17 protein-coding genes and 3 pseudogenes are annotated in these 24,223 nt (G+C 68.1%); 10 read left to right on the forward strand and 10 right to left on the reverse strand.

What is annotated here, in order from left to right; translation table 11 throughout:
- Nucleotides 1-227: 227 nt before the first annotated feature.
- The 5 genes and pseudogenes from ACTWQI_RS15855 to ACTWQI_RS15875 all read left to right on the forward strand — a co-directional run bounded on the left by ACTWQI_RS15855 (nucleotide 228) and on the right by ACTWQI_RS15875 (nucleotide 5,683).
- Nucleotides 228-1,151, forward strand: coding sequence for a hypothetical protein (locus ACTWQI_RS15855; protein ID WP_443270942.1), 924 nt, complete (start codon nucleotides 228-230; stop codon nucleotides 1,149-1,151).
- Between the two features lie 155 nt (nucleotides 1,152-1,306).
- Nucleotides 1,307-2,272, forward strand: coding sequence for a PaaX family transcriptional regulator (locus tag ACTWQI_RS15860; RefSeq protein WP_443270943.1), 966 nt, complete (start codon nucleotides 1,307-1,309; stop codon nucleotides 2,270-2,272).
- A 302-nt stretch (nucleotides 2,273-2,574) separates the two neighbouring features.
- Nucleotides 2,575-2,682 (forward strand): annotated as a pseudogene (locus ACTWQI_RS15865) (hypothetical protein); the annotation flags it as partial.
- Nucleotides 2,683-2,961: 279 nt separating this feature from the next.
- Nucleotides 2,962-4,248, forward strand: a complete 1,287-nt coding sequence (locus ACTWQI_RS15870) for a poly(ethylene terephthalate) hydrolase family protein (RefSeq protein ID WP_443270945.1) — start codon at nucleotides 2,962-2,964, stop codon at nucleotides 4,246-4,248.
- A 22-nt stretch (nucleotides 4,249-4,270) separates the two neighbouring features.
- Entirely contained in the window at nucleotides 4,271-5,683 is a 1,413-nt protein-coding gene (locus tag ACTWQI_RS15875) for a GDSL-type esterase/lipase family protein (RefSeq protein ID WP_443270947.1), read from the forward strand.
- Nucleotides 5,684-5,869: 186 nt separating this feature from the next.
- Here ACTWQI_RS15875 and ACTWQI_RS15880 read toward each other — a convergent pair whose 3' ends face one another.
- From ACTWQI_RS15880 to ACTWQI_RS15895, 4 genes are read right to left on the reverse strand one after another with little or no spacing between them, the layout of a single operon-like run.
- Nucleotides 5,870-6,898 (reverse strand): LacI family DNA-binding transcriptional regulator, encoded by a 1,029-nt coding sequence (locus ACTWQI_RS15880; RefSeq protein WP_443270948.1) that lies wholly within the window; start codon nucleotides 6,896-6,898, stop codon nucleotides 5,870-5,872.
- A complete protein-coding gene (locus ACTWQI_RS15885) occupies nucleotides 6,895-7,800 on the reverse strand; it encodes a carbohydrate ABC transporter permease (protein ID WP_443270951.1) in 906 nt (301 codons plus the stop codon). The genes ACTWQI_RS15880 and ACTWQI_RS15885 overlap by 4 nt, the downstream gene beginning before the upstream one ends.
- Nucleotides 7,797-8,768 carry a carbohydrate ABC transporter permease gene (locus tag ACTWQI_RS15890; RefSeq protein ID WP_443270952.1) on the reverse strand — a complete coding sequence of 324 codons (972 nt, stop codon included), beginning with the start codon at nucleotides 8,766-8,768 and terminating at the stop codon, nucleotides 7,797-7,799. Before ACTWQI_RS15890 ends, ACTWQI_RS15885 begins: the two co-directional genes overlap by 4 nt.
- Nucleotides 8,765-10,081: an ABC transporter substrate-binding protein gene (locus ACTWQI_RS15895; RefSeq protein WP_443270954.1), complete on the reverse strand. Its 1,317-nt coding sequence runs from the start codon at nucleotides 10,079-10,081 to the stop codon at nucleotides 8,765-8,767. Before ACTWQI_RS15895 ends, ACTWQI_RS15890 begins: the two co-directional genes overlap by 4 nt.
- Before the next feature lie 194 nt (nucleotides 10,082-10,275).
- On the opposite strand from ACTWQI_RS15895, the gene ACTWQI_RS15900 reads away from it, so the two are divergent.
- Both ACTWQI_RS15900 and ACTWQI_RS15905 read left to right on the forward strand, forming a co-directional pair.
- Nucleotides 10,276-12,324 (forward strand): beta-galactosidase, encoded by a 2,049-nt coding sequence (locus ACTWQI_RS15900; protein ID WP_443270956.1) that lies wholly within the window; start codon nucleotides 10,276-10,278, stop codon nucleotides 12,322-12,324.
- Nucleotides 12,325-12,360: 36 nt separating this feature from the next.
- A complete protein-coding gene (locus ACTWQI_RS15905) occupies nucleotides 12,361-13,494 on the forward strand; it encodes a glycoside hydrolase family 53 protein (protein WP_443270957.1) in 1,134 nt (377 codons plus the stop codon).
- A gap of 507 nt (nucleotides 13,495-14,001) precedes the next feature.
- On the opposite strand, the gene ACTWQI_RS15910 is transcribed toward ACTWQI_RS15905, so the two are convergent.
- Both ACTWQI_RS15910 and ACTWQI_RS15915 read right to left on the reverse strand, forming a co-directional pair.
- Nucleotides 14,002-14,892, reverse strand: coding sequence for an alpha/beta hydrolase family protein (locus ACTWQI_RS15910; protein WP_443270958.1), 891 nt, complete (start codon nucleotides 14,890-14,892; stop codon nucleotides 14,002-14,004).
- Nucleotides 14,893-15,057: 165 nt separating this feature from the next.
- Nucleotides 15,058-16,911 carry a rhamnogalacturonan lyase gene (locus tag ACTWQI_RS15915; RefSeq protein ID WP_443270959.1) on the reverse strand — a complete coding sequence of 618 codons (1,854 nt, stop codon included), beginning with the start codon at nucleotides 16,909-16,911 and terminating at the stop codon, nucleotides 15,058-15,060.
- A gap of 1,230 nt (nucleotides 16,912-18,141) precedes the next feature.
- On the opposite strand from ACTWQI_RS15915, the gene ACTWQI_RS15920 reads away from it, so the two are divergent.
- A complete protein-coding gene (locus ACTWQI_RS15920) occupies nucleotides 18,142-19,200 on the forward strand; it encodes a glycosyl hydrolase 53 family protein (RefSeq protein ID WP_443270960.1) in 1,059 nt (352 codons plus the stop codon).
- 61 nt (nucleotides 19,201-19,261) lie between these two features.
- Nucleotides 19,262-20,344, forward strand: coding sequence for a rhamnogalacturonan acetylesterase (locus tag ACTWQI_RS15925; protein WP_443271046.1), 1,083 nt, complete (start codon nucleotides 19,262-19,264; stop codon nucleotides 20,342-20,344).
- A 154-nt stretch (nucleotides 20,345-20,498) separates the two neighbouring features.
- Here the strand turns inward: ACTWQI_RS15925 and ACTWQI_RS15930 are convergent, their stop codons facing one another.
- The 4 genes and pseudogenes from ACTWQI_RS15930 to ACTWQI_RS15945 all read right to left on the reverse strand — a co-directional run bounded on the left by ACTWQI_RS15930 (nucleotide 20,499) and on the right by ACTWQI_RS15945 (nucleotide 22,725).
- Nucleotides 20,499-21,029 carry a tyrosine-type recombinase/integrase gene (locus ACTWQI_RS15930; protein WP_443270961.1) on the reverse strand — a complete coding sequence of 177 codons (531 nt, stop codon included), beginning with the start codon at nucleotides 21,027-21,029 and terminating at the stop codon, nucleotides 20,499-20,501.
- Between the two features lie 50 nt (nucleotides 21,030-21,079).
- Nucleotides 21,080-21,379 (reverse strand): annotated as a pseudogene (locus tag ACTWQI_RS15935) (phage integrase N-terminal SAM-like domain-containing protein); the annotation flags it as partial.
- Nucleotides 21,356-21,445: pseudogene (locus tag ACTWQI_RS15940) on the reverse strand (IS5/IS1182 family transposase); the annotation flags it as partial. The pseudogenes ACTWQI_RS15935 and ACTWQI_RS15940, both read right to left, overlap by 24 nt.
- A gap of 125 nt (nucleotides 21,446-21,570) precedes the next feature.
- Nucleotides 21,571-22,725 carry an ROK family transcriptional regulator gene (locus tag ACTWQI_RS15945; RefSeq protein ID WP_443270962.1) on the reverse strand — a complete coding sequence of 385 codons (1,155 nt, stop codon included), beginning with the start codon at nucleotides 22,723-22,725 and terminating at the stop codon, nucleotides 21,571-21,573.
- 183 nt (nucleotides 22,726-22,908) lie between these two features.
- On the opposite strand from ACTWQI_RS15945, the gene ACTWQI_RS15950 reads away from it, so the two are divergent.
- Entirely contained in the window at nucleotides 22,909-24,219 is a 1,311-nt protein-coding gene (locus ACTWQI_RS15950) for an ABC transporter substrate-binding protein (RefSeq protein WP_443270963.1), read from the forward strand.
- Nucleotides 24,220-24,223: the final 4 nt, after the last annotated feature.

Here is a 24,223-nt window from a genome sequence, read left to right on the forward strand (position 1 = left end):
GCCCACGACGCTACAAGCTGCCACTGACAGCACGGTCTGAGCCGCGAAGCGATGCCGCGGCGCTCCGCGCCGCACACTTCAGGATGCGATTCCTCCCAGGGCTGAAGCCCTGGGGTTCCTCGCAAGAGTCCGCTGAATTTCTCGGTGCGGAAGAGCAACCTTTCCGGTCCCCCGGAACCACTAAAGATCGTCGGGCCGACTGGAATGACTGAAGGAGAGCATCGAACATGACCCCATCGCACCCGCGCCGCCGCCGGCGCCTGGCGCTGGCGACCGTCGTGTCGGCGACCGCGCTCGCGGCCGTCGCCGCTTGGTTCCTCGGGCCATCCCAGGTGGCCACCGGAACCACCCCGAGCGCGGGCGGCACGTACACGAATTCCCCGTCACCGGCACCGTCGCCCGCCGCGAGCGCCCTCACGTCGCCGTCCCCGACGAGGACCAGCGCCAGGCCCAGCAGGACAACGACGACCACGTCCTCCCGCCGTTTCCGGTTGCTGGCGCCCGGCGCCGCGCTGCCGTCGGGTGCGCGGTGCGCCACCGCGGTCCGCGCCGTGCCCATCGCGGAGAACAAGGCAGACAACGCGACCGCCAACCGCACCGCCGGGAAGAAGGTGCCGGGCGCCAAGGGCCTGATCACCCGCGTCAACGGGAACTTCACCGGTACCACCGGGCAGATCCTGCGCTGGGCCGCCTGCAAGTGGGGCATCAACGAAGACATGGTCAAGGCGCAGGTGGCCGTGGAGAGCTGGTGGCGTATGAACACCAAGGGCGACTGGGGCACCGATGCCTCGCGCTGCCCGGCCGGCCACAAGCTCGGCGCGGACGGCAAGCCGGGAACCTGTCCGGAGAGCTACGGGCTGCTGCAGGTCCGGTACCCCTACAACGTGACCGCGTTCCCGGGCGCCGGGAAGTCCTCGGCGATGAACGTCGACTACGGGTACGCCGTCTGGCGGGAGTGCTACGAGGGCCGGATGACCTGGCTCAACACGGTGGAGCGCGGATCCGAGTACAGGGCCGGGGACGCGTGGGGCTGCATGGGCGTCTGGTTCTCCGGGCGCTGGCACAACGCCGGGGCCGACAAGTACATCGCCCGGGTCAAGGAATACCGGGCCCAGCGCATCTGGGAGACTCCCAACTTCCAGCAGCCCTGACCGCGGGATCTCCCGAAACCGCCACGGTGGTACCCCAGCTCCTCATTGCCATGTGCCGATTGAAGCGCCGACAAGGGCCGCCGGCCACATCCATCTGGCGACTTCGCAGGCTGTTACAGTGGGTCCCGCTGTATTCCACTGCGCCGGAGCCGACCGTGGTGAGTCTGTTCGACATCGAGGGGATCTTCCCTGGTGACGGCGTCGAATCGGGGCGGTTGCCGCGCCGGCAGTCTGGCAGCTCCCCTCAGGAGCTGACGGCGATCCTGATCGCCGACTACACGTTTCCCGCTCGGGCATGGTTGCCGTCGGCGGCGATCGTGGCGTTGCTGGGCGAGTTCGGAGTGACCGTCGGCGCCGCCCGCACGACGATCAGCAGGCTGGCGCGGCGGGGCGTGCTGGAGAGCAGCCGCCAGGGGAGGTACAGCTCGTACCGGCTTACCAAGGAAGCCGCCGCCAACCTGTGGAGCGGCGGCGGCTCGATCGCCGCGTTCACTGCGCACTCCGACTCGTGGGACGGGTTCTGGACGCTCATCGCCTTCTCCATTCCGGAAGAGCACAGCACGCGGCGGCGGGCGCTGCGAACCGAGTTGCGGTGGCGGGGATGTGCACCGCTGTACGACGGGGTGTGGGTGTCGCCGCAACCGCTGACGCCGAGAGGGCGAGCCGAGTTGTCGGCCTTGCCGCTGGGGATGATCAGCGTGTTCCGTGCCCAGCATCTGGAGCTGGAGACGGGGGCCGACCGCAACCCGGTCGAGGCGTGGGACCTCCGCGGCATTGCCGACCAGTACAACGCCTTCATCCGTCGGTGGAGCAGGCTGGTACCCCGCATTGCGGCCGGCAGCGTCACCGGTGCCGCGGCGGTGCGCGCCCGCACCGAGGTGATGGACGCCTACCGCCGCTTCCCGGTGCTGGACCCGCTGCTGCCCATCGACCTGCTGCCGCCCGGCTGGCCGCGGGCACGGGCGCGTGAGGTGTGTGTCGCGGTCTACGACGGGCTGGCCCAACCAGCCGAGGAACATGTCCGCGCCGTGGTGGCCCGATTCGCCGACGGGCCGCAGCGTGATATCAGGGCCCACACGATCGCCGGAATGAGTGCCGGTATCAGCCATAGCCACCCCTGAGGCGGCCGGTGCGGCCATGACCGCGGGGTTCAAGAACGCGCGAGGTCGAAATCCACGTCCGCCCCGAGAGCGGTCACGCCGACCAACGCGACGCAATGGCCGCTGATGCGAACCCCGCTCGCGCGACCGGTCTCTCGGCACGCGAGGGACACTGTTCCGGTTTCATTGATTGACAGATGGACGCCCGATCGGGAGACTCGCTGTTATACGCGGCTGCCGACGGCTCGTCGTCCTTCCGTGTGGACGCCACGTTTCGCCAGGTTTCCGGCCTGTCGGACGCCTCGTGAGCGTCGTTCCAGTCGCACAACGAGCCCGATCGCTACATCAAACATCAGAACTACCGCCTGCGGTTCGACCCGATCATCGACGCGCTCGGCCGCAACGACAGCACGTTCTGCGTGGCGACCTGAGCACTTGTCGGCCACCGACCTGCCGACGCGGCCCCCGTTGTTCGACAGGTCGGTGTGCCGATCCGCCGCCTCCGAGATCGACGGCATCGCCGCCTCTGCTCCACCGGCCCTCTACGGGCGATTTGTCATGGACGCGCCATTAGCTCACTGCGTACCAACTCGACTTCCGTGGACACGATAAGAGCAGGGAGAAAAGGGGCAATGCACTCGAATATCACAGATGTCCAGGTGCCAGACGGCACTGGGACCAGTCAGGCGAGATCCCGTCCGAGGAGCAGGATGGTCAGGCTGAGGGCGGCCGTGGTCGCGGCCGTGATCGGCCTGGTCGCTGCGCTGTTCTCGATTCAGCTGGCGTCGGCTCAGCCGGCGTCGGCTCAGGGCAACCCGTACGAGCGGGGCCCGGACCCCACGGTGAGCAGTGTCGCAGCTCAGCGGGGAACGTTCGCCACCGCGGAGATGAACGTGGCGCCCGGCAACGGATTCAACGGCGGGAAGATCTACTACCCGACGGACACCAGCCTGGGCACCTGGGGTGCGGTCGCGGCCGTGCCCGGCTACACCGCCCGTTGGGACGCCGAAGGCGCCTGGATGGGGCACTGGCTCGCGTCCTTCGGGTTCGTCGTCATCGGCATCGACACCAACAGCCCCAACGACTATGACACCGCCCGCGGAACCCAGCTTCTCGCCGCGCTGGACTACCTGACGCAGAAGAGCCCGGTGCGCGACCGGGTCGATCCCAACCGGCTGGGAGTGATCGGACACTCCATGGGTGGTGGCGGCGCCATCAGTGCCGCCGAACGGCGGCCGTCGCTGAAGGCCGCCGTCCCGCTCGCGCCTTTCTCTCCCTCGCAGAACCTGTCCACCCTGCGGGTACCGACGATGATCATGGGCGCACGGGACGACGGCACGGTCACCCCGTCCTACCTCGACGGCCTCTACGCCCGTATGCCGGCCAGCACGCAGAGCGCCTATATCGAGCTCACCAGCGGAGGCCACGGTTTCCCCACGTGGGGGAACTCGAACGTGACGCGCCGCATGATCCCCTGGCTCAAGATCTTCCTCGACAACGACACCCGCTACACCCAGTTCCTGTGCCCGTCGCTGGCGGACTCCAGTGGCGTCTCCAGGTACCGCACCAAGTGCCCGTACGTGCCACCGGGCGGCACGACCCCGCCGCCGAGCGGCGGGTCGGTGGTCGGCGCCGGCTCCGGCCGCTGCCTGGACGTCCCGGACTCGTCGCAGACCAACGGCACCCAGGTGCAGCTGTGGGACTGTCTGGACCGGACCGGACAGCAGTGGACACGCACCGACGCCGGGGAACTACGCGTGCACGGCGGCAAGTGCCTGGACGCCGAGGCCTCCGGCACCTCTCCCGGCACACGGGTCATCATCTGGGACTGCCACGGCGGGCAGAACCAACGGTGGAACGTCAACGCGAACGGCACGATCACCAGCAGCCGCTCCGGCCTGTGCCTCGACGCGTACAACGCCGGCACCAACAACGGTACCCAGGTAGTCCTGTGGAACTGCAACGGCGGATCCAACCAGCGGTGGACCCTCAAATAGGACCGTGTTCTATGGAGCATCGATGAAACTCAGACCCGCCCTCATTGCCTGCGTCACCATGCTGGCCGGCACGGTCATGGTGTTGGCAACCACCCCCGCGATGGCGGCGCCAACCCGGTACGAGGCCGAAACTGCGCCGGCGACCTGTAACGGCACCATCGACTCCAACCACCCGGGTTACTCCGGGGCCGGGTTCTGCAACGGCACCAACGCCGTCGGCGCGGCGGCGCAGTTCACCATCAACGCCTCGACAGCGGGCACCGCGACGGTGGGAGTCCGCTTCGCCAACGGCACCACGACCGCCCGGCCGGCGGACGTCATCATCAATGGCTCCCGGATTACGGCGACGTCCTTTGACGGCACCGGCGCCTGGTCGACGTGGGGCACGAAGACGTTGACGGTGTCGGTGAACTCGGGCAGCAACACGATCCGGTTCAGCCCGACCACCGCCAACGGCCTGCCCAGCATCGACTACCTCGACTTCGAGGTGATGGGTGGGGCACCGACGGGCAACGGTCGCCCGAACGACCCGAACATCCAGTACTACGGCCGCTGGAACCGGTCGAACTCGTCGTACTACTCCATGGGCTGGGCCGGCGGTTACCTCGAGACCCGCTTCACGGGAAGCTCCATCGGGGTGCGCCAGCGAAACACCATCGACCTGTACTACTCCATCGACGGTGCGCCGCTGCGGTGGCGCCGCAACGTCTCCGGCAACGTCACTCTCGCCACCGGGCTGACGGGCACCTCGCACACCATCCGGATCGGCTATCGCGAGCGGGCCGGCTCGTACACCGGCGACCCGGTCTTCGGCGGCGTCATCCTCGCCAGCGGAGCGCAGACCGCACCGATCGCCAGGCCGCAGGACTTCGTCGAGTTCATCGGCGACTCGATCACGGTGGGCCAGCCCAACGCCAACCGTCCCTTCACCGCCTACCCGTGGCTCACCGCCGAGGCGATCGGAGCCGGTCACACCCAGGTCGCCCAGGGCGCCGCCTGCCTGGTCAGCCGGGACGGCTGCTACGGGATGATGGACTGGTTCCGCCGGTCGTCCGCGTGGGTCAGCTACGACGACTGGGACTTCTCGACCTACCAGGCGACCGCGGTCGTGATCAACCTGGGCACCAACGACGTCGGTCACGGCGTGCCGACGACGCAGTTTTACCAGAACTACATCGTCATGCTCGAGCGGGTCCGCCGGGCCTATCCCAACGCCCACATCTTTGCCATGGGGACCTTCCGGAACCGCTACGTGCCCGAGACACGCAATGCCGTCGCGGCGCGCAACGCGGCCGGCGACAGCAAGGTCCACTTTGTGGACACCGCAGGCTGGATCAACCCGGCCACGGACACGTATGACAACGTCCATCCGACCGACGCCGGCCACGCGAAGATCGCGCAACGGCTGACCCCGATCCTCGGCCAGTACCTCTAGGAAGCCGCGCTCACATCGCACCGATCGCGGGTCTAACCAGGTTAACGGTGCCCCCAAACGCTGGACCGGAACATTCGGCGACTCGGCTATCACCGGTGCCAACGACCAGTCAGACCGCCCGATCCAGCTTGGGTCCGGCACACAGGCGACACGCCTGTCGCAATTCAGGGATGGGTCAGGGACGGGTCAGGTCGACTGGCGCTTCACCAGTTCCGTCGGGAGGATCACGGCCGCATGGTCCTCGCCGCCGATCTGGGCGAGCAGGACACGGACCATCTCGGTGCTGATGCGGTCCCAGGGCTGGCGGATGGTGGTGAGGGCGGGGGTGGTCGCGGTGGCGGCCGGAGAGTCGTCGAAGCCGCCTACTGCGACGTCCTCCGGGACGCGGCGTCCGGCTCGGTGAAGCGCCGCCAGGACGCCCTGGGCCATCAGGTCGGAGGCGACGAAGACGGCGTCCATGTCCGGGGCCTGCACGAGGAGTCGTTCGGCGCCCGCCTCACCGCCGGCGCGGCTGTAGTCGCCGGAGACGACGAGGCGTTCGTCAAGCTCGATTCCAGCCCCGGTGAGCACCTCGCGATACCCGGCGAGACGCTCGACACCGCCCGAGGTGTCGAGCGGACCGGTCACCGTGCCGATGCGGCGGCGGCCCAGCGACAGCAGGTGTTTCACCATGTCGCGGGCGCCGTCCCGGTCGTCCGCGGCGACATAGCTCACCTTGGAGCCCAGTTCCATCGGTTTACCGCAGGCGACTAGCGCGACCCCGGCCTTACGCAGTTCCTCGACGACCGGGTTACCGGAGTGGCTGGAGACCAGCAGTATTCCGCCGACGTGGCCGGCGGTGATGTAGCGCGTGATGCGGCGGCGTTCGTCCTGGGTGCCTGCGAGCATGAGCAGGAGGGGGATGTCGTGCGCGGCCAGGGCCTGGGTGCAGCCCCGCAGCAGGACGTTGAAGTTGGGGTCCTCGAAGAGCTTCTCCTGCGGCTCGGTGAGCAGGAAGCCGACGGAGTCGGACCGTCCGGTGATCAGGGAACGGGCGTGCCGGTTCACGACGTAACCGGTCCTGCGGATGGCGGCGTTGACCGCCTCATGGGCCGCGGGGCTGACGTAGCGCCCGCCGTTGAGCACGCGCGAGACCGTGCCGCGTGAGACACCGGCCTCACGCGCCACGTCATGGATCGTCGGCGGCTTGCGCCGACCCGCGTGGTTCATGGTCACGACTTTACGGCTCCGGACAGGAGATCGAGGCGCCAGAACCGCTGAATGATTAGGAAGAGAGCGATGAGCGGGATGATCGCGAGCAGCGCGCCGGTGATCACCAGCGTGTAGAGCGCCGGGGTGCTGGACCCCTGCTCGAGGAGGGTGAACAGGCCGATGGTGAGCGGGAACTTCTCGTCGTCGCTGAGCATGATGTACGGCAGCAGAAAGTTGTTCCAGACGGCGACGAACTGGAACAGGAACACCGTCACCAGACCCGGGAGCATCATCGGCAGTGCGATGCGGATGAAGATGTGCCACTCGCCCGCTCCGTCCATCCGGCCGGCCTCGACCACGTCGGCGGGCACGGCCGCGGCGGTGTAGATCCGCGCGAGATACACGCCGTACGGGGACAGGACCAGCGGCAGCAGCACTGACGCGTACGAATCGGTGAGGTTCGCCTTCGCCAGGAGCAGGTACTGCGGGACCGCGAGGATCACCGGTGGCATGAGCACACCGGCCAGGAGCACGTTGAACACGGTCTCGCGGCCCAGGAAGCGGTAGATCGCCAGTGCGTAGCCGCTCATCGCCGAGACCGCGGTCGACAGCAGGGCGCCCAGGCCCGCGTAGAGGGCGGAGTTGCCCATCCATTTCCAGTAGACGCCGTCGCGGTAGGCGTCCAGGTCCTTGAGGTTCTCGGCGAACCCGGTGCCCGGCAGGAACGTGAACGTCGAGAACAGCTCACGGCCCGACTTGGTCGCCGCGATCATCACCCAGGCGACGGGCAGCAGGCAGTACAGGGCGCCAAGCAGCAGTGTGAGGGTGGGGACGAAGGCGATCCGGCGACGCGGCTGCGGGCCCCGGGGGATGCCGGGCGTGATGCCCGCGGCCGGTGCGGACCTGCGGAGGGTGAGAGAACTCATCGTGCCTCCTCTTGCCGGGTCCGGGCGTTCGCGACGCGCAGGAAGCCGAAGGACAGCAGGAGCGTGACGAGCGCGATGATCACCGCCGCTGCAGCGGCCGAGTAGGTGTCGCCCTTGACGAAGGCGTCTTGGTACACCTTCATCAGCGGGCTCCAGGTCGTGGAGACGGAGTTGGTGAGTGGTTTGAGGGTGGTCGGCTCGCTGAACACCTGGAGCGTCGCGATGATCGAGAAGAAGAATGTGAGCACCAGCGAGGGCGCCACCATCGGAATCTTGATCTTCAGTGCGATCTGCAGTGGGGAACAGCCGTCCAGCCTGGCCGACTCGTACACCTCGGTCGGAATGGCCCGCAGCGAGGTGTAGATGACGATCATGTTGAAGCCGGTGCCGCCCCAGACGGCGATGTTGGACAGTGCGAGGTACAACGGCCCGCCGTCCAGCAGGTCAGGCTGCGGCAGCCCCAGCTTGCCGAGCACGAAGTGGAAGGGGCTGACGTCCGGCAGGTAGAGGAAACCCCACAGCAGCGCGGCAACGACGCCGGGGATCGCGTACGGGAGGAAGATCGCGAGGCGGGTGAAGGGCGTGAGCCGTACCCGGTCCGTGTCGAGCATCAGGGCGAAGAGCAGGGCGAGGCCCAGCATCACCGGGATGACGATGGCGGCATAGCCGAGCACGCGCAGTGCCCCGTCGAGCAGTTCGGAGTCGGTGAGCGCGTCTGCGTAGTTCTCCAGGCTCGCCCACACCTCGTTCCGGGCGCCCGCGCCCAGACCCAGGCCCTTGACCTCGACCTTGTGGAGGCTGAGCCATACCGCGTAGCCGATGGGCAGCGCGAAGAACAGGGCGAACAGGACCACCGCGGGGAGGAGGAAAAAATAGGGGGCGCGACGCGCTCGTTTGAGGGTGGTGGGAGACGGGTGGGCGAACGGGGCGGCCCTGAGCCCATGGGACTTCCGGCTTGCGGTGGTCACCGGGCGACCTCGAAGCCCTGCTTCTTCAGGTCGGCGACCGTGTCGTCCTGCATCGCCTCCAGGGCGGCGCCGAAGTCCGACTTGTTCTTGGCGGCCGCACCGAAGGCGTCGTTGAACGAGGCGTAGGCGACGTTCACGTTCGGACCCCACGCGGAGGGCACGGTGGTCTTGGCGATCTCAGCGGCCTGCAGGTAGAAGTCCGGCTGGTTGGGGAAGAAGACAGGCGGTGCGGAGAACGTGTCACCGGTCTGCACAGTCGTGGCGGCCGGGTAGATACCGCCCTCCTTCACCAGCGCGGCCACCGCCTCGGGATCGGTGTTCAGCCAGGTGGCGAACGTGGCGGCAGCCCTCTTGTGCTGGGAGTCGGTGGTGACAGCAGTCGAGGAGCCGCCCCAGCTGCCGGTGACGTTCTCGCCGTCCGACCACTGAGGCAGCGGGGCCATCGCCCACTTGCCCTTGGTGTCAGGGGCCGCGGTTGTGAGCGTGCCGGGCGCCCAGACCGCGCTCACCCAGGCGATCTGCCCACCTGTGTTGAGCGCCTTGTTCCAGGCCGGGGTGTACATAGGCTGGTTGTCGATCGCGCCCTCCTTGACGAGGCCGCCCCAGAACTCGGCCACCTTCCGCGTCGCTGTGTCGTCGATCTCGACATTCCACTTCCCGCCCGAGGTGGTCCACCACTTGGCGTCGACCTGCTGCGCCAGACCGGCGAACAGACCGGCGTCGTTGGCAGAGAAGGTGGTCAGATAGGTATCGGGGTGCTGCTTGCGCAGCTTCCGGGCTGTCTCGGCGAACTGCTCCCAGGTCTGCGGCACGTCCAGGCCGTACTCCTTGAAGAGGTCCTGGCGGTAGTAGAACATCATCGGCCCGATGTCCTGGGGCAGCGCGTAGACCGCGTTCGAGCCGAGCGTGACCTGCTGCCACACGGCGTCGGCGAACTTCCCCTTCACGTTGTTGACCTCGCCGGATATGTCGGCGAGCGCATCGTTGCTGACGAGGGTCGGCAGGGCCTGGTACTCGACCTGGACCAGGTCCGGCGCCTTCTTCGCCTTGTGCGCGGTCAGGATCTTCGTGACGAGCGTGTCCCCGGCCCCCTGCTTCTTGAACGTGACGGTGATCTGCTGCTTCTTGCCCGGACCCTTGTTCCATAGGTCCACCGCCTGGTCCATGCCGGGCGTCCAGGACCAGAAGACCAGCGACACCGGACCGGACTCGGCTCCCTCGTCGTCGGACGAGCCGCAGGCGGTGAGCGTGGCGCCACCGAGGGCGGCGGCGAAAGTGGTGGCCACGAAACCGCGGCGCGACATGTGCGGCATGGATCGTTCTCCCCTGACCTGGTAGGTCTCGCGGTCTCCCCCTGCTGCGGAGAACCGCCCCGTTTATGTGAACGCTCACAGTAGTGAAACAGCGAGGATCCTTGTCAATGGCCCTCACGTGCTGTTTCGTTGGGCCCACTTCCGAGGGTATATCTGTGCACGTTCCCAACGATCGACAACCCCGGGAGACATGCATGCCGGAGACCACCCCGAAGGGCCTCACCGGGCTCGCCTTCGGTGGGGACTACAACCCCGAGCAGTGGCCGCAGTCCGTCTGGCACGAGGACGTCCGGCTGATGCGCGAGGCGGGCGTCACCATGCTCAGCGTCGGCGTGTTCTCCTGGGCGCTGCTCGAACCGGAGCCGGGGACTTACGCGTTCGGCTGGTTGGACCGGGTGCTCGACCTGCTGCACGAGAACGGCGTACGCGTCGCCCTCGGCACACCGACGGTGGCGCCGCCGGCCTGGTTCTACCGCGCGCACCCCGACGCCCTGCCCGTCGCCGCTGACGGCACCCGCTACGAGTTCGGCTCGCGCGGCGCCATCTGCCACAGCAACGCCGAGTACCGGACCGCCGCCGCGGACATCACCACGCGGCTCGCCATGCGGTACGCCGACCATCCCGCGCTGGCGCTGTGGCACGTCCACAACGAGTACGGAGTCCCCGTCTCGGCCTGTTACTGCGAGTCCTGCGCCGTGTGGTTCCGCCGCTGGCTCTCGCGGACGTACCAGACCGTCGACGCGCTCAACGAGGCTTGGGGGACCGCCTTCTGGGGCCAGCGGTACGCGGACTTCGACCAGATCAACCCGCCGCGGGTGACACCCACGGTGGGCAACCCGGCCCAGGCGCTGGACTACCGGCGGTTCGCCGACGCCACTATGCGCGAGAACTTCACGGCCGAGCGGGACATCCTGCACCGTCTCGCCCCGGGCATCCCGGTGACCACGAACTTCATGACCGCGCTCAGCCAGTGCGACTCCGTCGACTACTGGGCCTGGGGCCGCGAAGTGGATCTCGTCGCCAACGACCACTACCTGATCACCGACGGCCGCCGCACCCATGTGAACCTGGCGATGGCCGCGGACCTCACCCGCTCGGTTGCGGGCGGCGCGCCCTGGCTGCTGCTGGAGCACGCCACGTCGGGCGTCAGCTGGCAGCCCCGCAACCCCGCGAAGGCCCCCGGTCAGATGGCCCGCAACTCGCTCGCCCATGTGGCACGCGGCTCCGACGGAGCGATGTTCTTCCAGTGGCGGCAGTCCCGGCGCGGCGCCGAGAAGTTCCACTCGGCGATGCTTCCGCACGCGGGCACGGACTCACGCGTGTGGCGCGAGGTGGTCGAGCTCGGGGCGTCGGTGGACGCGCTGGCGCAGGTCCGGGGCACCCGCACCGTCGCCGACGTCGCCATGCTCTGGGACTGGCACTCCTGGTGGGCGCAGAGCCTCCAGTGGCGCCCCAGCGAGGACCACGACCCGCGCGAGCGCGCCGATGCGTTCTACGAGGCTCTCTACGACCGCCACCTGACCGTCGACTTCGCCCACCCCGAAGCCGACCTGTCGGCGTATCCCCTGGTCGTCGTGCCCGCGCTCTACCTGACCACCTCGGCTGCCGGAGACAACCTCAAGGAGTACGTCGCAGGCGGCGGCACCCTCGTGGTCTCGTACTTCTCCGGCATCGTCGACGAGCACGACGCCTTGCACGAGGGCCCTCACCCCGGCCCGTTGCGGGATGTGCTCGGTCTGACGGTCGAGGAGTTCTCGCCGCTGCTTAAGGACGACCGCGTCCGCGTCTTGAGGACTCCGGGGCGCAGCCCTGCAGTGGCCGGGGAGGACCGCGAGCTCATCGGCGACGTGTGGACGGAGTTCGTGGTGCCGCGAGGCGCCGAGACCATCTGCACTTACGGCGACGGGCTCACCGCGGGCCATCCCGCCATCACCCGGCACCGGCTCGGTCAGGGCTCGGCCTGGTACGTCTCGACCCGCCTGACGTCCCGGGGCCTGGACACCCTGCTGGGCTGGGCGGCCGACGACGCCCGGATCGCACCGCGTGCCGAGCTGCCGCCCGAGGTCGAAGTGGTGCGCCGCACCGGCGAGTCGGGCACGTTCCTTTTCGTGATCAACCACGCCGCCACCGACGCCAAGGTGCCGCTCGACGCGCCCGGCGCGGAACTGCTCACCGGCGAACGCGCGGCCACCTGCTTGGCCTTGCCCCCCGGCGCCGTCCGGGTCGTACGCCTCGATGGCTGATCCAACCGTCGGACTCCCTACCGAATGGAGATCGGAATGCCGATGTACACCCCCGGCCGCAGAGCGAAGATCGCCATGCTGACAGCGGCCGTCACCCTGCCGGCGACCATGCTCACCGCGTCCACGAGCGCCTCCGCAAGCGCCTCTGCCGTGAACTCGCTCAGCATGCTCGGCGCCGACGTGTCGACCGCGCAGCGGGCCCTCGACCTGGGCGCCAAGTACTACGACGCGAACGGCAACGCCAGGGACCCGCTCGACATCCTCAAGGGCGTCGGCGTGAACTACGTCCGCCTGCGCATCTGGAACAACCCGGCCAGCGGCTACAACAACAAGGCGAAGGTGCTGGCGTACGCGAAGACGGTCAAGGCCAAGGGCCTCAAGTTGCTGATCGACTTCCACTACTCGGACACCTGGGCCGACCCGGGCAAGCAGCACAAGCCCGCGGCCTGGGCCAGCCACGGCATCAACCAGTTGCAGACCGACGTCTACAACTACACCTACGACGTCTGCAACAGCCTCAAGTCCCAGGGCACCACACCGGACAGCGTGCAGATCGGCAATGAGATCAACACCGGCATGCTGTGGAACGACGGCAAGGTGATCAACAACAACTTCACCAACCTCAGCCTGCTACTCAAGGCGGGCTACAACGCGACCAAGGCGTGCAACAGCGGCACCAAGGTGATCATCCACACCGCGAACGTCGAAAGAGCCTCGGAGGCGCGCTGGTTCTATGACGGGATCAAGGCGAAGGGCGTCAACTGGGACATCACCGCGCTGTCGTACTACTGCATGTGGCACGGCTCGCTGTCCAACATGGGCAACGTCGTCGCCAACATGAGGTCCCGGTACGGCAAGGACGTGGTCATCGCCGAGACGGCATACCCCTTCACCTCGGCGAACGCCGACAGTACCGGTAACGTGGTCACCTCCGGGTGCTCAGGCTACCCGCGCACCTGGCGGGGCCAGGCCGCCAACTTCACCGCCGTGCAGAACACGGCCCGCAACGCCGGCGCGATCGGCATCTTCTACTGGGAGCCGACCTGGTACGCGGTCCCCGGCAACGGCTGGGATCCGGCCGACATCAACAACAGTGGAAACGAATGGGACAACATGGCCGTCTTCAACTGGACCGGCCACATCAACCCGAACATCAGGTGGAGATCGTAGGCATCTGACGGTACCGCCCGTGCGGACCGGGTGGTCCGGACCGGCGCTACCCGCGGGAGCGTCCGCTGCGCGTGGCCTCTGCGGGCAAATATGACGTCGTCAGGGTGATGACCAGGTGCTTCGCAACGCCGTCCGGCCACCACCAGGTTCTCGCGGTATTCCGCGCAGATGTCCATGAAGGCGTTCGCCGCCGCGTAGCCCGTCCGTCCCACGTCACCGACCGGTTGGGGCATCACACCCTCGGTCCTGAACGACACCCACGCCGTCTTCGTCGCCCCCATCACCACCGGCGTGCTGGCCCTGGCCCGGCTGACCAGGCTGACCGTGCCGTCGCCGTGGTCGACGATCCTCCACTGCTGGCTGGCGGCGCCGGTGTCGGGCTGCGAGGTGATGTCGGTGCCGCTCCCACTGGATGAGTCTCGCCCCGGCGGCGGTGGAGGCCTCGTTGATGTTGGCGGCCTTGCCGCTGTGCTGTGCCACCAGGGTGTAGGCGGCCGGGCCGCCGGGCTAGTCGCCTAGCTGGGCTTCCCACCTGGTGTTGGGCCCGGCCGCGTCGGCCGGAAGGCGGTCCCGTGCGGCGGTGTCGCCGTACATGGTCCAGCGGGCCCAGTCGACGACGGTGTTCGGGAAGCGCTTGTCGCTCCAGAAGCTGGTGTGGCTGCCGCCGACGAAGGTGAGGAACGCCTTGGGCCAGGTCATCTCCGTGTACGCCCGCCGGGCCGAGTCGTACCGCGTGAGGTTGTCGCGGTCGCCGTGGACGAACACGACCTTGGCCGTGATCGAGGCGGCGGGGGTGCCCATGTCCTCGCACGACTGCGGGTTGGCCGAGACGATCCGGCTGTCGGGCCAGGCGGTCAGCAGGCCGTGGGTGGTCATGCCGCCCAGGGAGTGGCCCGAGACGCCCACGCCGATGTCGGTGTTGATGTGCCCGGCCAGCGGTCCGCTCGAATTGAGGGCGAGGGTCTGCGTGATGATTTCGGAGACGTCCTTCGACGGCTCGCCGCGCCGGACTTCGCCAGCGCCGTTGTAGTTGAAGTGCGGGGCGGGGACGATGAAGCCCGCCGCGGCCAGCGGCCGGATGAAGAACAGCGAGCCCTGCGGGCTGCTGCCGAAGCCGTGGGTGTAGTTGTAGACGGGGAAGACGCCGTCGGCGACCGGGGCGTTCGTCACCGGGTTGCCGCCGGGGGTGCCGGTGGCGGGGTAGTAGACGTAGGTGGTGCACCGGCGGCTGCCGCGGGTCCAGTCATACCGGCGCACACCGACCGCGAACGGTTTGGTCGGCGCCGGGTCGCGCGTGCCGATGGTGGCGAGCGCCTGCCCGGCACCGAGCAGGGACAGGCCCATGCCCGCCGCTCCGGCCGCGCTCAGGCTCAGGAAGGTCCGCCGTTGCATGGTCATGGATGACTCCTTGTGTGCAGGGATGGTCGTGGGTGTTGGGGTCTTGGTTGGGTCCGCTGTCGGGTGCGTCCAGTCGACGGCCGGTCGGCCGGCTGCGTGGTGCGAAAGTGGAGGTGGGCGCTCCTGCCGCCCGTGAGGGGTGGCAGGGAGCGTTGTGGTGCGCCGTCAGGGGGTGGCGAAGCTGGGGTGCGGCGGCTGGTTGTACGCCGTGTTCTGCCACGCCACCGCCAGGCGGTACTGGCGGTCCCGCATCAGCGACGGGCGGCTGATGCTGGTCGGGTCGGTGGTGGAGTAGATCCGCAGCGCCCGGTTGTCGCTGGTGCGCCAGATGACCTCTTCGCGCCAGTCGCCGAGGATGTCCGCCTGGAGGACCGGGGTGGACTTGGTGCCGTTGTTGGACGCCACCCCGGAGCCGGTCAGCAGGCGGGTGTCGCCGCTGGTGCCGTACTTGTCGATGTGCGTGCCGTCCAGCAGCTCGCGCTGGGCGTCGCCGTCCCACCAGATCACGAAGTTCGCGCTGCCAGGCGTCCTGCCCACACTGCCGCCGGAGGAGTTGAACAGGTTGGTCAGCCCGGTGCCCCTGCCCCAGAACTCGGCGCCGGCGTTACCGGCGTACACGTCACCGGCCACTCCGCGGGCCGGGCCCTCGCAGTTGCAGGTGTTGTTCTTCTGCATGATGACCCTGCCGTTGTTGGCGTCGCGCAGGGTGGCGGCGGCGCCGGAGCTCTGCTCGTGGATCTGCCAGATCTCCTTGCCGGAGCGGCTGGGCACGAAGTCGCCCACGTGCAGGGCGTCGCCGTGGGCGTAGAAGTTGGTGGTGTACCGGCCGGTGCCGTTGGCGTTGATGGTCATGCCGCCGTAGATGATCTCATCGGTGCCGTTGGCATCGACGTCCGCGATCGACAGGGAGTGGGTGCCTCGGCCGGTCCACTGCCTGCCGGCGCTGCCGGAGTCGAACTTCCAGCGCAGGGTGAGCTGGCCGTTGCGGAAGTCCCACGCCGCGATCGTGCTCTTCTCGTAGTAGCCGCGGCCCATGATCAGGCTGGGCCGCTGCCCGTCGAGGTAGGCGGTGCCGGCCAGGAACCGGTCACCCCGGTTGCCCTTGCAGTCGCCCCAGTCGCAGATGTTGCCGCGGGCCGGCTCGAAGTTCACCGTGGACATGACCGCGCCGGTGAGCCCGTTGAACACGGTCAGGTACTCGGGTCCGGTGATGATGTAACCGGAGGAGTTGCGGTGGTCGGCCGACGCGCTGCCGATCACCTTGCCGGTGCCGTCCTTCGTCCCGTCGGCGGTCTTCATCGCGACCTCGGCCTTGCCGTCGCCGTCGTAGTCGTACACCTGGAACTGGGTGTAGTGCGCGCCGGAGCGTATGTTGCGCCCCAGGTCGATCCGCCACAATCGCCTGCCGTCCAGTTTGTAAGCGTCGATGATCGTGTTGCCGGTGTAGCCGGACTGGGCGTTGTCCTTGGCGTTGGTGGGTTGCCACTTCAGCACGATCTCGTACTGACCGTCGCCGTCCAGATCGCCCACGCTGCCGTCGTTGGCCTCGTAGGTGTAGCTGCCCGACGGCGTCGACCCGCCCGGCGGGATCTGCAACGGCACATCCCGCGTGCTCGCGGTGACACCCACCCCGCCCTCGGTGTGCGCCGCCATCCGCAGCGACCGCTCCGCCGAGGCGGTGCTCGTCTGCTCGACCTCGTTCACCACCGGGCGGACCGTGTACACCGCGTCCGCCGCAGCCCCGCTGTCCACGAAGTTCGTCCGCGTGATCGGCGTCGCCGTTACCTTCCTGCCGTCGCGATAGACATTGAAGGCCGTGCCCGGCGCGTCCTGCGCCAACAACCTCCAGCTGAGGAAGTTGCCGTTGCCGGTGTGAACACTGATCAGACCGCGATCCAGTTTCTCAACCTGTGGGGTGTCGGGTGCGGCTGCCACCGTCGGGTACTCGGCGGGCCCCGCCACCAGGGCCGCCGACGACACTGCGACCAGCAGTGCACGCCTTGCCTTTAACTTGTACATGACAAACTCCGCTCGTCAAGGTTGGTCGTGAAGGCGGCGGATGGGTCGAACACCCGGCTGCATGACCGGCGCTGGCATTGCCATGGGTGCGGCACGCCGCGGAGGTGCCGGGTTGAGTCGGTCACGATGACCTCCGGTGCATGTGGGGGAGAGTGAACGCGGCGCCCGGGCGGAGGGCGTGACGACGGTGGTCCACTCAGGAGGTGTCGGAACACACTGTTGGGAACGCTCCCAGCCGGCGAGACTAGGAAAGCCCTGACGCGAGGTCAAGTTTTTTGTACAACTTTGTTGTTCGGTCATGTTCGAGTTCGAGGGGATGCGGCAATCCCCGAGCCGGCGCATCCATCGGCCGAGCCTCCGGAGAGCGCCGGCTGACCTGCACCGATTCTGGCAAGGCGCCGACACGGCGTGGCACAGGCCGCGCTTGCTCTGCCAGCACCGATCGAACAGGCCATCCCAGCAATTGATGGTTGCCTGTTGACAGTTGGGTGCCCGATCAGGAAGCTGCGTGTTGTACTTCACGCTCATTCGACATCGATCCGAACCAGAACTGTGAGCGTTCACAGACCTGATCCCGGGTGAAGCTACGGTTTGCGGCGCCAAGTTCGGCCAGGGGCGCGGGCCGGTCGGGCGTGGTCTGCACCGCGGACGCCGCGCAGGAACCGTCCCCGGTACATGCCCGGGACAACCCTGGCAAAGGCCAGGGTGGCTCCCTTCCCCCGTATGCGTCCTTCACAAAGCACTCTTGTGCCCGTCGTTGCTACACCAAGGAGGTTCATCGCCATGCCAAAGGGATGAATCCAAGCTTGCGCCCCCGGGGGAACCGCGGAGTGTAACGGGCCACGTGATCGCGCGGGGTCGAGCCGATTGCCCGTGCTAACAGCCTCTTGGGCAGCGGTGGAGCTCTGATCACAGGCCGACGGGTGTCGTCCGCGCCAAGGCCGATGCCCTCGGCACGCGAATCCCGATCCCCTGGCTGAAGAGCTTCGCGCGCAACGAGACCTGCTGCCTTCTGCCACGCCCGCGCGCCGACAGGTTCCCCCCGGCCTCTCGAAGTACCGCATAAGTGCCGGCTCACCGCATGCGTCCGCCTCCGCCGCATTCGGCTCCCCCCCGGCGCACCGCTGGCCGCCCCGCTCACCCTCGCCGTCGCGAAGAAGCGTCTCTCCCCCACCGGCTGCCGGCCGACGCGCCGTCTCGCGCGCGACCGGCGGAGCGAAAGGACCGACCATGGCCGCACCGTCCCCCGGATCCGGTTCTGAAGGCATCAGCCGCCGGACCCTGATCAAGGCCACCACCGCAACCGCCGGGGCGATCGCCACCGCTGTCGCGTTCGCCGAACTCGAGACGCCGGCCGCGGCCGCCGCGGATTTCGTCAAGGGCGTCGACATCAGCTGGGCGCCGCAGATGGAGGCGCGCGGCTACTCCTGGAAAAACGCGAGCGGTCAGACGCAGGACCTGCTGACCATCCTCAAGGGCTACGGCATCAGCGCGGTTCGGCTGCGCACGTTCGTCAACCCCTCCAGTGATCCGGCCAACGGGCACTGCAGCATCACCGAGGTCGCCGCCTTCGCCAAGCGGGTCAAGGCCGCCGGAATGTCGATCATGCTCGACTACATGTTCGGCGACACCTGGAACTCCGTCGGCGTGCAGAACCCGCCCGCCGCCTGGAAGAAAATGAGCTACAGCCAGATGCTCACCGCGATGAGCACGTACGTGAACCAGACCATGACGGTAATGAAGAACAACGACGTGCTGCCCACCTGGGTGCAGATCGGCAACGAGATCAACAGCGGGATCTGCCGCCCCGTCGGCAGCGTCTCCAACCCGGCGCAGATGACCTGGCTGCTCAACGCGGCGTACACCCAGGTCAAGGAGGTGTCGCCGAGCTCGACGGTGTGCATCCACCTGGCCCAGCCGCAGAAGTACGACTCGATGACGACGTTCTTCAGTCGCTACGCCGCCAACGGCGGCAAGTGGGACATGTCGGTGTTCTCCTCCTACGGCAGCGCCGACCTCGCCCCCGGGATCGTGGGGAACATGAAGAAGATCTCCGCCGCGTACGGAAAGCCGTTCATGCAGACCGAGTTCGGCGGTCGGGTGGACAGGGCTTCCTCCACCCAGGCCTCACTGGTCGCTTACATCAAGGCACTCAAGGCCAACGGCGGGCAGGGCATCTTCTACTGGGAGCCGGAGTGCATGTCCCCGTTCACCGGCTACAACATGGGCGCCTGGGACTCCTCCACCAAGCGGCCCACCGTCATCATGAACGGCTTCACCCAGGCCTGAGCGACGGGCCGCAGACCTCAACCCGCACATCTCCGTGGTCAAGAATGGATGCGTGATTGTAATGGACATGGCATGGTCGCGCTACGGAAGACATGGGGCCCGGCTGGGAGCAGCAGGCATCCTGACCCTTGCGGCGCTGGCCGGTACCGGTGTGGCGTATGCCGACACCGCCACGCCGCAGGCTCCGCCGGCCGGCTGTTCCGGCACCTCGCCGATCACCTGTCACTACGCGGTCTCGCCGGGCAACTACGACGTGACGGTCTCCATCGGTGGCGCCTCCGCCGGGCAGACCGAGATGTGGGTGGAGGCCCGGCGTCTGATGCTTCCGGCGACCAGGACGGCTCCCGGAGCCGTCACCACGTACTCGTTCACGATCAACGTACGCCAACCGGAGGGGCAGCCAACCGGCCAGGGCGGCACCGGAAACCCCGGTCTGGACATCCGGTTCAGGGGCTCCAGCCCGCAGGTCTCCGCCGTCTCGGTGAAACCGGCGACCCGCCCACTGGTCGCCTACCTGGCCGGTGACTCGACCACGTGCGACCAGCTGATCGCTCCCTATACCGGATGGGGACAGATGATCACGACTGCGGTGGGTCCCGGCGCGGCCATCGCCAACTACGGCGACTCGGGGGAGAGTTCGGGCAGCTTCCTGCGCAACTCGGCCCTCTTCCCGGCTCTGCTGTCGAAGGTCAAAGCCAACGACCCGGTCTTCATCCAGTTCGGCCACAATGACAAGCAGACCAGCGCGTCCACCTACCGGAGCAACCTCACCTCCATGATCACTCAGGTCCGCGCCAAGGGCGGCGACCCGGTGCTGGTGACGCCACCGGTCCGCCGGCGGTTCAACGGCAACCGGCTCACCCCCACGGCACTGCACGTCAACGGCGTCGGCGTGGACCTGCCCGCCCAGATGCGCTCGGTCGGTGCGGCGCAGAAGGTGCCGGTGATCGATCTGACCACCAAGAGCAAGACGTTGGTCGAGTCCCTCGGCCCGTCCGCCTCCGCACAGCTCTTCCTCCGCTCCTCCGTCGACGGCGTCACGGACAACACCCACTTCTCGCAGTACGGCGCGACCCAGTTCGGCGGGCTGGTGCTCCAGAGCATCCGCGAGCAGCGCCTGCCCCTGGCCGAGTACCTGCGCTGACGACGCGTGGTGCCCCTCGCCGGAGAGACCCGAAAACCCGCCGGATACTCATCCCGGCCGCGATGCCTCCCGTACGGCCCGCGGACAGAGAGGACCGACCGTGCTACCCCTATCCCCCCGACAGGCTCCGGGCAGAGCAGCCGCCGGAGCCTGTTCAGAACCCTAAGGACGTGGCTTCGCTGCGGACGGTATTGCGTCGCTGACGGCGATCCGCGTCGGCCCTGCGCTCGTCCTCGGCAGTGTCTTCGAGTTCCTGCGCAATTGCATCGAGTTCGTCGGCCTTGGGCACGGCCTTGGCCAGGCGCGTGCGGGCGCCGATGTCCAGCCGCCTTCCTCCGCGGTCTGTGAGCCACAGGTCGGGAAGGGCCGCTCCCTGGTGCTTGGCGCGGGCGCGCAGGTAGCGGGTGATCGCCCGCGCGGTCCTGGGCCCGAACCGCACCCGCCGGTCCCGGCTGCCCTTGCCGTGGTAGTGCACGGAGTCGCTGTTCAGGACGATGTCGTCGAGGGTGACGTTGCCGACCTCGGACAGGCGCGCTCCGGTGTTGCAGTACAGCCGGATGATGGCCTCGTCCGGGAGCTGGAGAAACGTCTTCCCTTTGCAGGTGGCGAGGGCCTTTTTCGTGTCATCGTTCCGGATGACGGGGATGAGTTTCTGGGGCGTCTTCGGTTGCCGGACCCGTTCCATCGGGGAGCGGGGATCTCCTCCTCGTCGACCATCAGCAATTTGAAGGACTGCTGCAGGCCCTTGTGCTTGTTCAGCGTGGTCGCCGCCGACCGCGTTTCGATCATCCACGCCTGGAACGCCTCCACATGCCCGCGGGTGACCTCGGTCGGGTCCTCGGCCGCGTCGTCGGCGTCCGGGTCCGGCGCGTATTCGCCCAGATATCGGGCCAACTGCGCGGCGGCCAGCAGATAATTGTAGCGGGTGGTCTCCGGATAGGTTCCCGCCCGCAAGGAGCGGTCCCAGTCCCGCAGGAAGCCCTCCCAGGTCTTCGGGAGCCCCGCGGTCACGGATGGCACCAGGGTGCCGTCCACGATGTGCACAGTGTCCTTCCGCGGGCGCCGTGCCGACGAGATCGCCAGCAGCGGCGCGAGGTGCTCGATGACATCGGCGAGGGTGCGCGGCCGGATACCGCCACGCCAGACGACCCACATCGTCCGGGTCGGGTGGCCCTGCCGGTCCACGTCCACCGACCGACCGGCCGGAGTGGTGGGGAACGTACCGGTCACACCTCCCCGCCCGGCCTCCCCACCGCTCCCGCCACGCCGAACAGTTCCGCCTCCACATGGTCGAGGGCGAGCCGGACCGCGCCGAGCGCCACCGACTCGTCGCCCAGGACCGAGGTCTCGACCTGCACCGGGAAGAGGCACAGCCGGGCCAGCTCCGCGCGCAGCGGCTCGGCGAGCAGGTCGCCCGCCTGGGACAGTCCTCCGCCGATCACCACGAGTTGGGGGTCCACGGTGAGGACCGTGGCGGCGACGCCCGTGGCCAGGTCCGCGACGAATGCCTGCACGATCGCCGCGGCTCCCGGGTCCCCTGCCCGTACCGCGTCGAAGACCCTCTTGGCGGCCTCGCTGGACGGGCCCGACGCCGGGTCGTCCTTGCCGTAGGAGAGGAAGCCGTCGAGGGCCGTGTGCCAGCCGAGCTGGCGCAGTACGCCGATCTCGCCCGCGCCGCCGTTGTAGCCCTTGTGGATCTTGCCCCCGAGCAGCACACCGACCGAGATGGACCGGCCGACGAGCAGGTAGATCACGTCCCCCGTGTCGTGGGCCGCGCCCCGCCAGTGCTCGGCCAGCGTTGCGAGCTTGGTGTCGTTTCCGGCGAGCACCGGGTAGGGACGCCCCGAGCCCAGCTCCGCGACGAGGTCCACGCCCTCCCAGTCGGGCAGCCGGTCGCTGCGGACAACCTTGCCGGCCGAGACGATACCGGTGGTGCCGACTCCAAGGACCCGCACCCTGCGGCCGCCGGTGGCCTCCTTGACGGCGGAGTGCGCAGCGGCGAGCCGCTGGGCGGCGCTCATCTCGGGGCGTACGTCGACCCGTGCGCTGCCGACGATTTCGCCGCGCAAGTCGGAGACGAGGCACAGCACCTTGTGCGGGCCGATGTCCAGGCCCGCGAGGCACCCGGCGTTCTCCCGGAAGCGGTAGCGCTTCGCGGGGCGGCCGACCGGTCGGGGCGCGCCCGGCTGCACCGTGACCTCCACGACGAGGCCTTGCTCCTCCAGGTCGGCGATGATCTCCTCGACGGTGGGCCGGGAGACCTCGCTCGCCTTCACCAGTTCCGTGAGGGTCAGTTCACCGGCGTCGTACAGCGAGCGCAGGACCGCGACGACGTTGAGACGTCTGAGCAGTGACGGGTCCCCGCGCGACAGTCTCGCCATGTGTCCCCCTGTCAGTTCGGCTTCCGTCCGAAAGTCGCGTGCACGACTCTTGCTGCCCGCTCGGACCCGGTGCTAGACAAGGAACCGGGCTGGATTATTAAACCACCCCAGATTAAATAACTTCCAGAGTTCGCGGTACCCGTGCTGATTCTCGGGCTGAACAGGGAGGACCAGGGAGAGCCGATGAGAGAGCCGACGAGCAAGCCGAGAAGGACGGCCGTCTGCCTCAGCGCGCTCGCACTCGTCGCACTCGCGGCGTGCGCGCCCGCGGGAAGCCAGTTACCCGGCGACGGCGAGACGTCCGGGGGTGGGAAGAAGACGATCTCCTTCCTCGTCTTCGAGACGCCGAACCTCACGCCCGAGTACTGGGACGCGGCGATCAAGCGCGTCACCGACAAGCATCCGGACATCAAGGTCAAGAAGATCGTCGCGCCCAGCGCCGGCGAGCGGAACGCATACGCCAAGCAGCTTCTCGCATCCGGCCAGCTTCCCGACGTCATGCAGGCCATCGCCCCGGCGGGCTTCGCCGAGAGCGGCAATCTGTACGCGTGGAGCGACAAGGAACTGCAGCAGTACGAGTACCCGCGGTCCAATCCGCTCGGCGGCAAGATCTACCAACTCCCCTACAACACCCAGCCGACCCCGCTGGTCTACTACAACAAGAAGCTGTTCGCCGACGCGGGCGTCACGGCGCCGCCGAAGACGTACCAGGAACTTCTCGATGTGTCGGGCAAGTTGAAGGCCAAGGGCATCAACCCGTTCGTGGTCGGCGGCGGCGGCAAGGACGCGTTCGCCGCCGGGTACCTGTGGATCGCACTCGTCGGCTCCGATGTCTACAGCCAGAAGCCCGACTTCCTCGCGCAGCGGCGCGCGGGCAAGGTGACGTTCTCCGACCCGCTTTTCGTGAAGGCGACGCAGAAGTTCGCCGACCTGGTGAAGAAGGGGTACGTCGACAAGGCGGGCCTGTCGCGTGACTATCCGGCGACCGAGAAGGCGTTCCTGAGCGGCAAGGGCGCCATGTACCCGATGGGTTCGTGGTTCGCCGCATCCGCCGACGCCAACAAGCCGTCGTTCGACGTGGGCGTCTTCGCCTGGCCCACGGACTCTGGCAAGACCGTCATCCCCGCGTACACCGGCGGCGGCCCGATCGTGAATGCGAAGTCGAAGCACCTGGACGCTGCGCGGACCTTCGCGTTGGAGTTCAACCAGAACGCTGCGAACAACGACGTCCTCGTGCAGACCGACGCGGCGATCATCGCGATCAAGGGCTACGAGCCGCCGAAGGTCGGCCCCGTCTACACCGAGACGCTGAACGTCCTGAAGTCCGGGTCCGTCGTGAACGCCTTCACTGTGGAGACCGGCGACGACGCGCTGCTGCCGGGTGTCGGCGACAAGGTCTTCGCGATCGCCCAGCAGATCATCGCCGGGAAGACGGACGGCGCCGAGGCGGGCAAGCTCCTGGACCGGGAGTGGGCCAAGGCCGGCGGCGAGTGACCGG

It is taken from the genome of Streptomyces sp. KR80 (assembly GCF_052245555.1).
Lineage (GTDB): Bacteria > Actinomycetota > Actinomycetes > Streptomycetales > Streptomycetaceae > Streptomyces.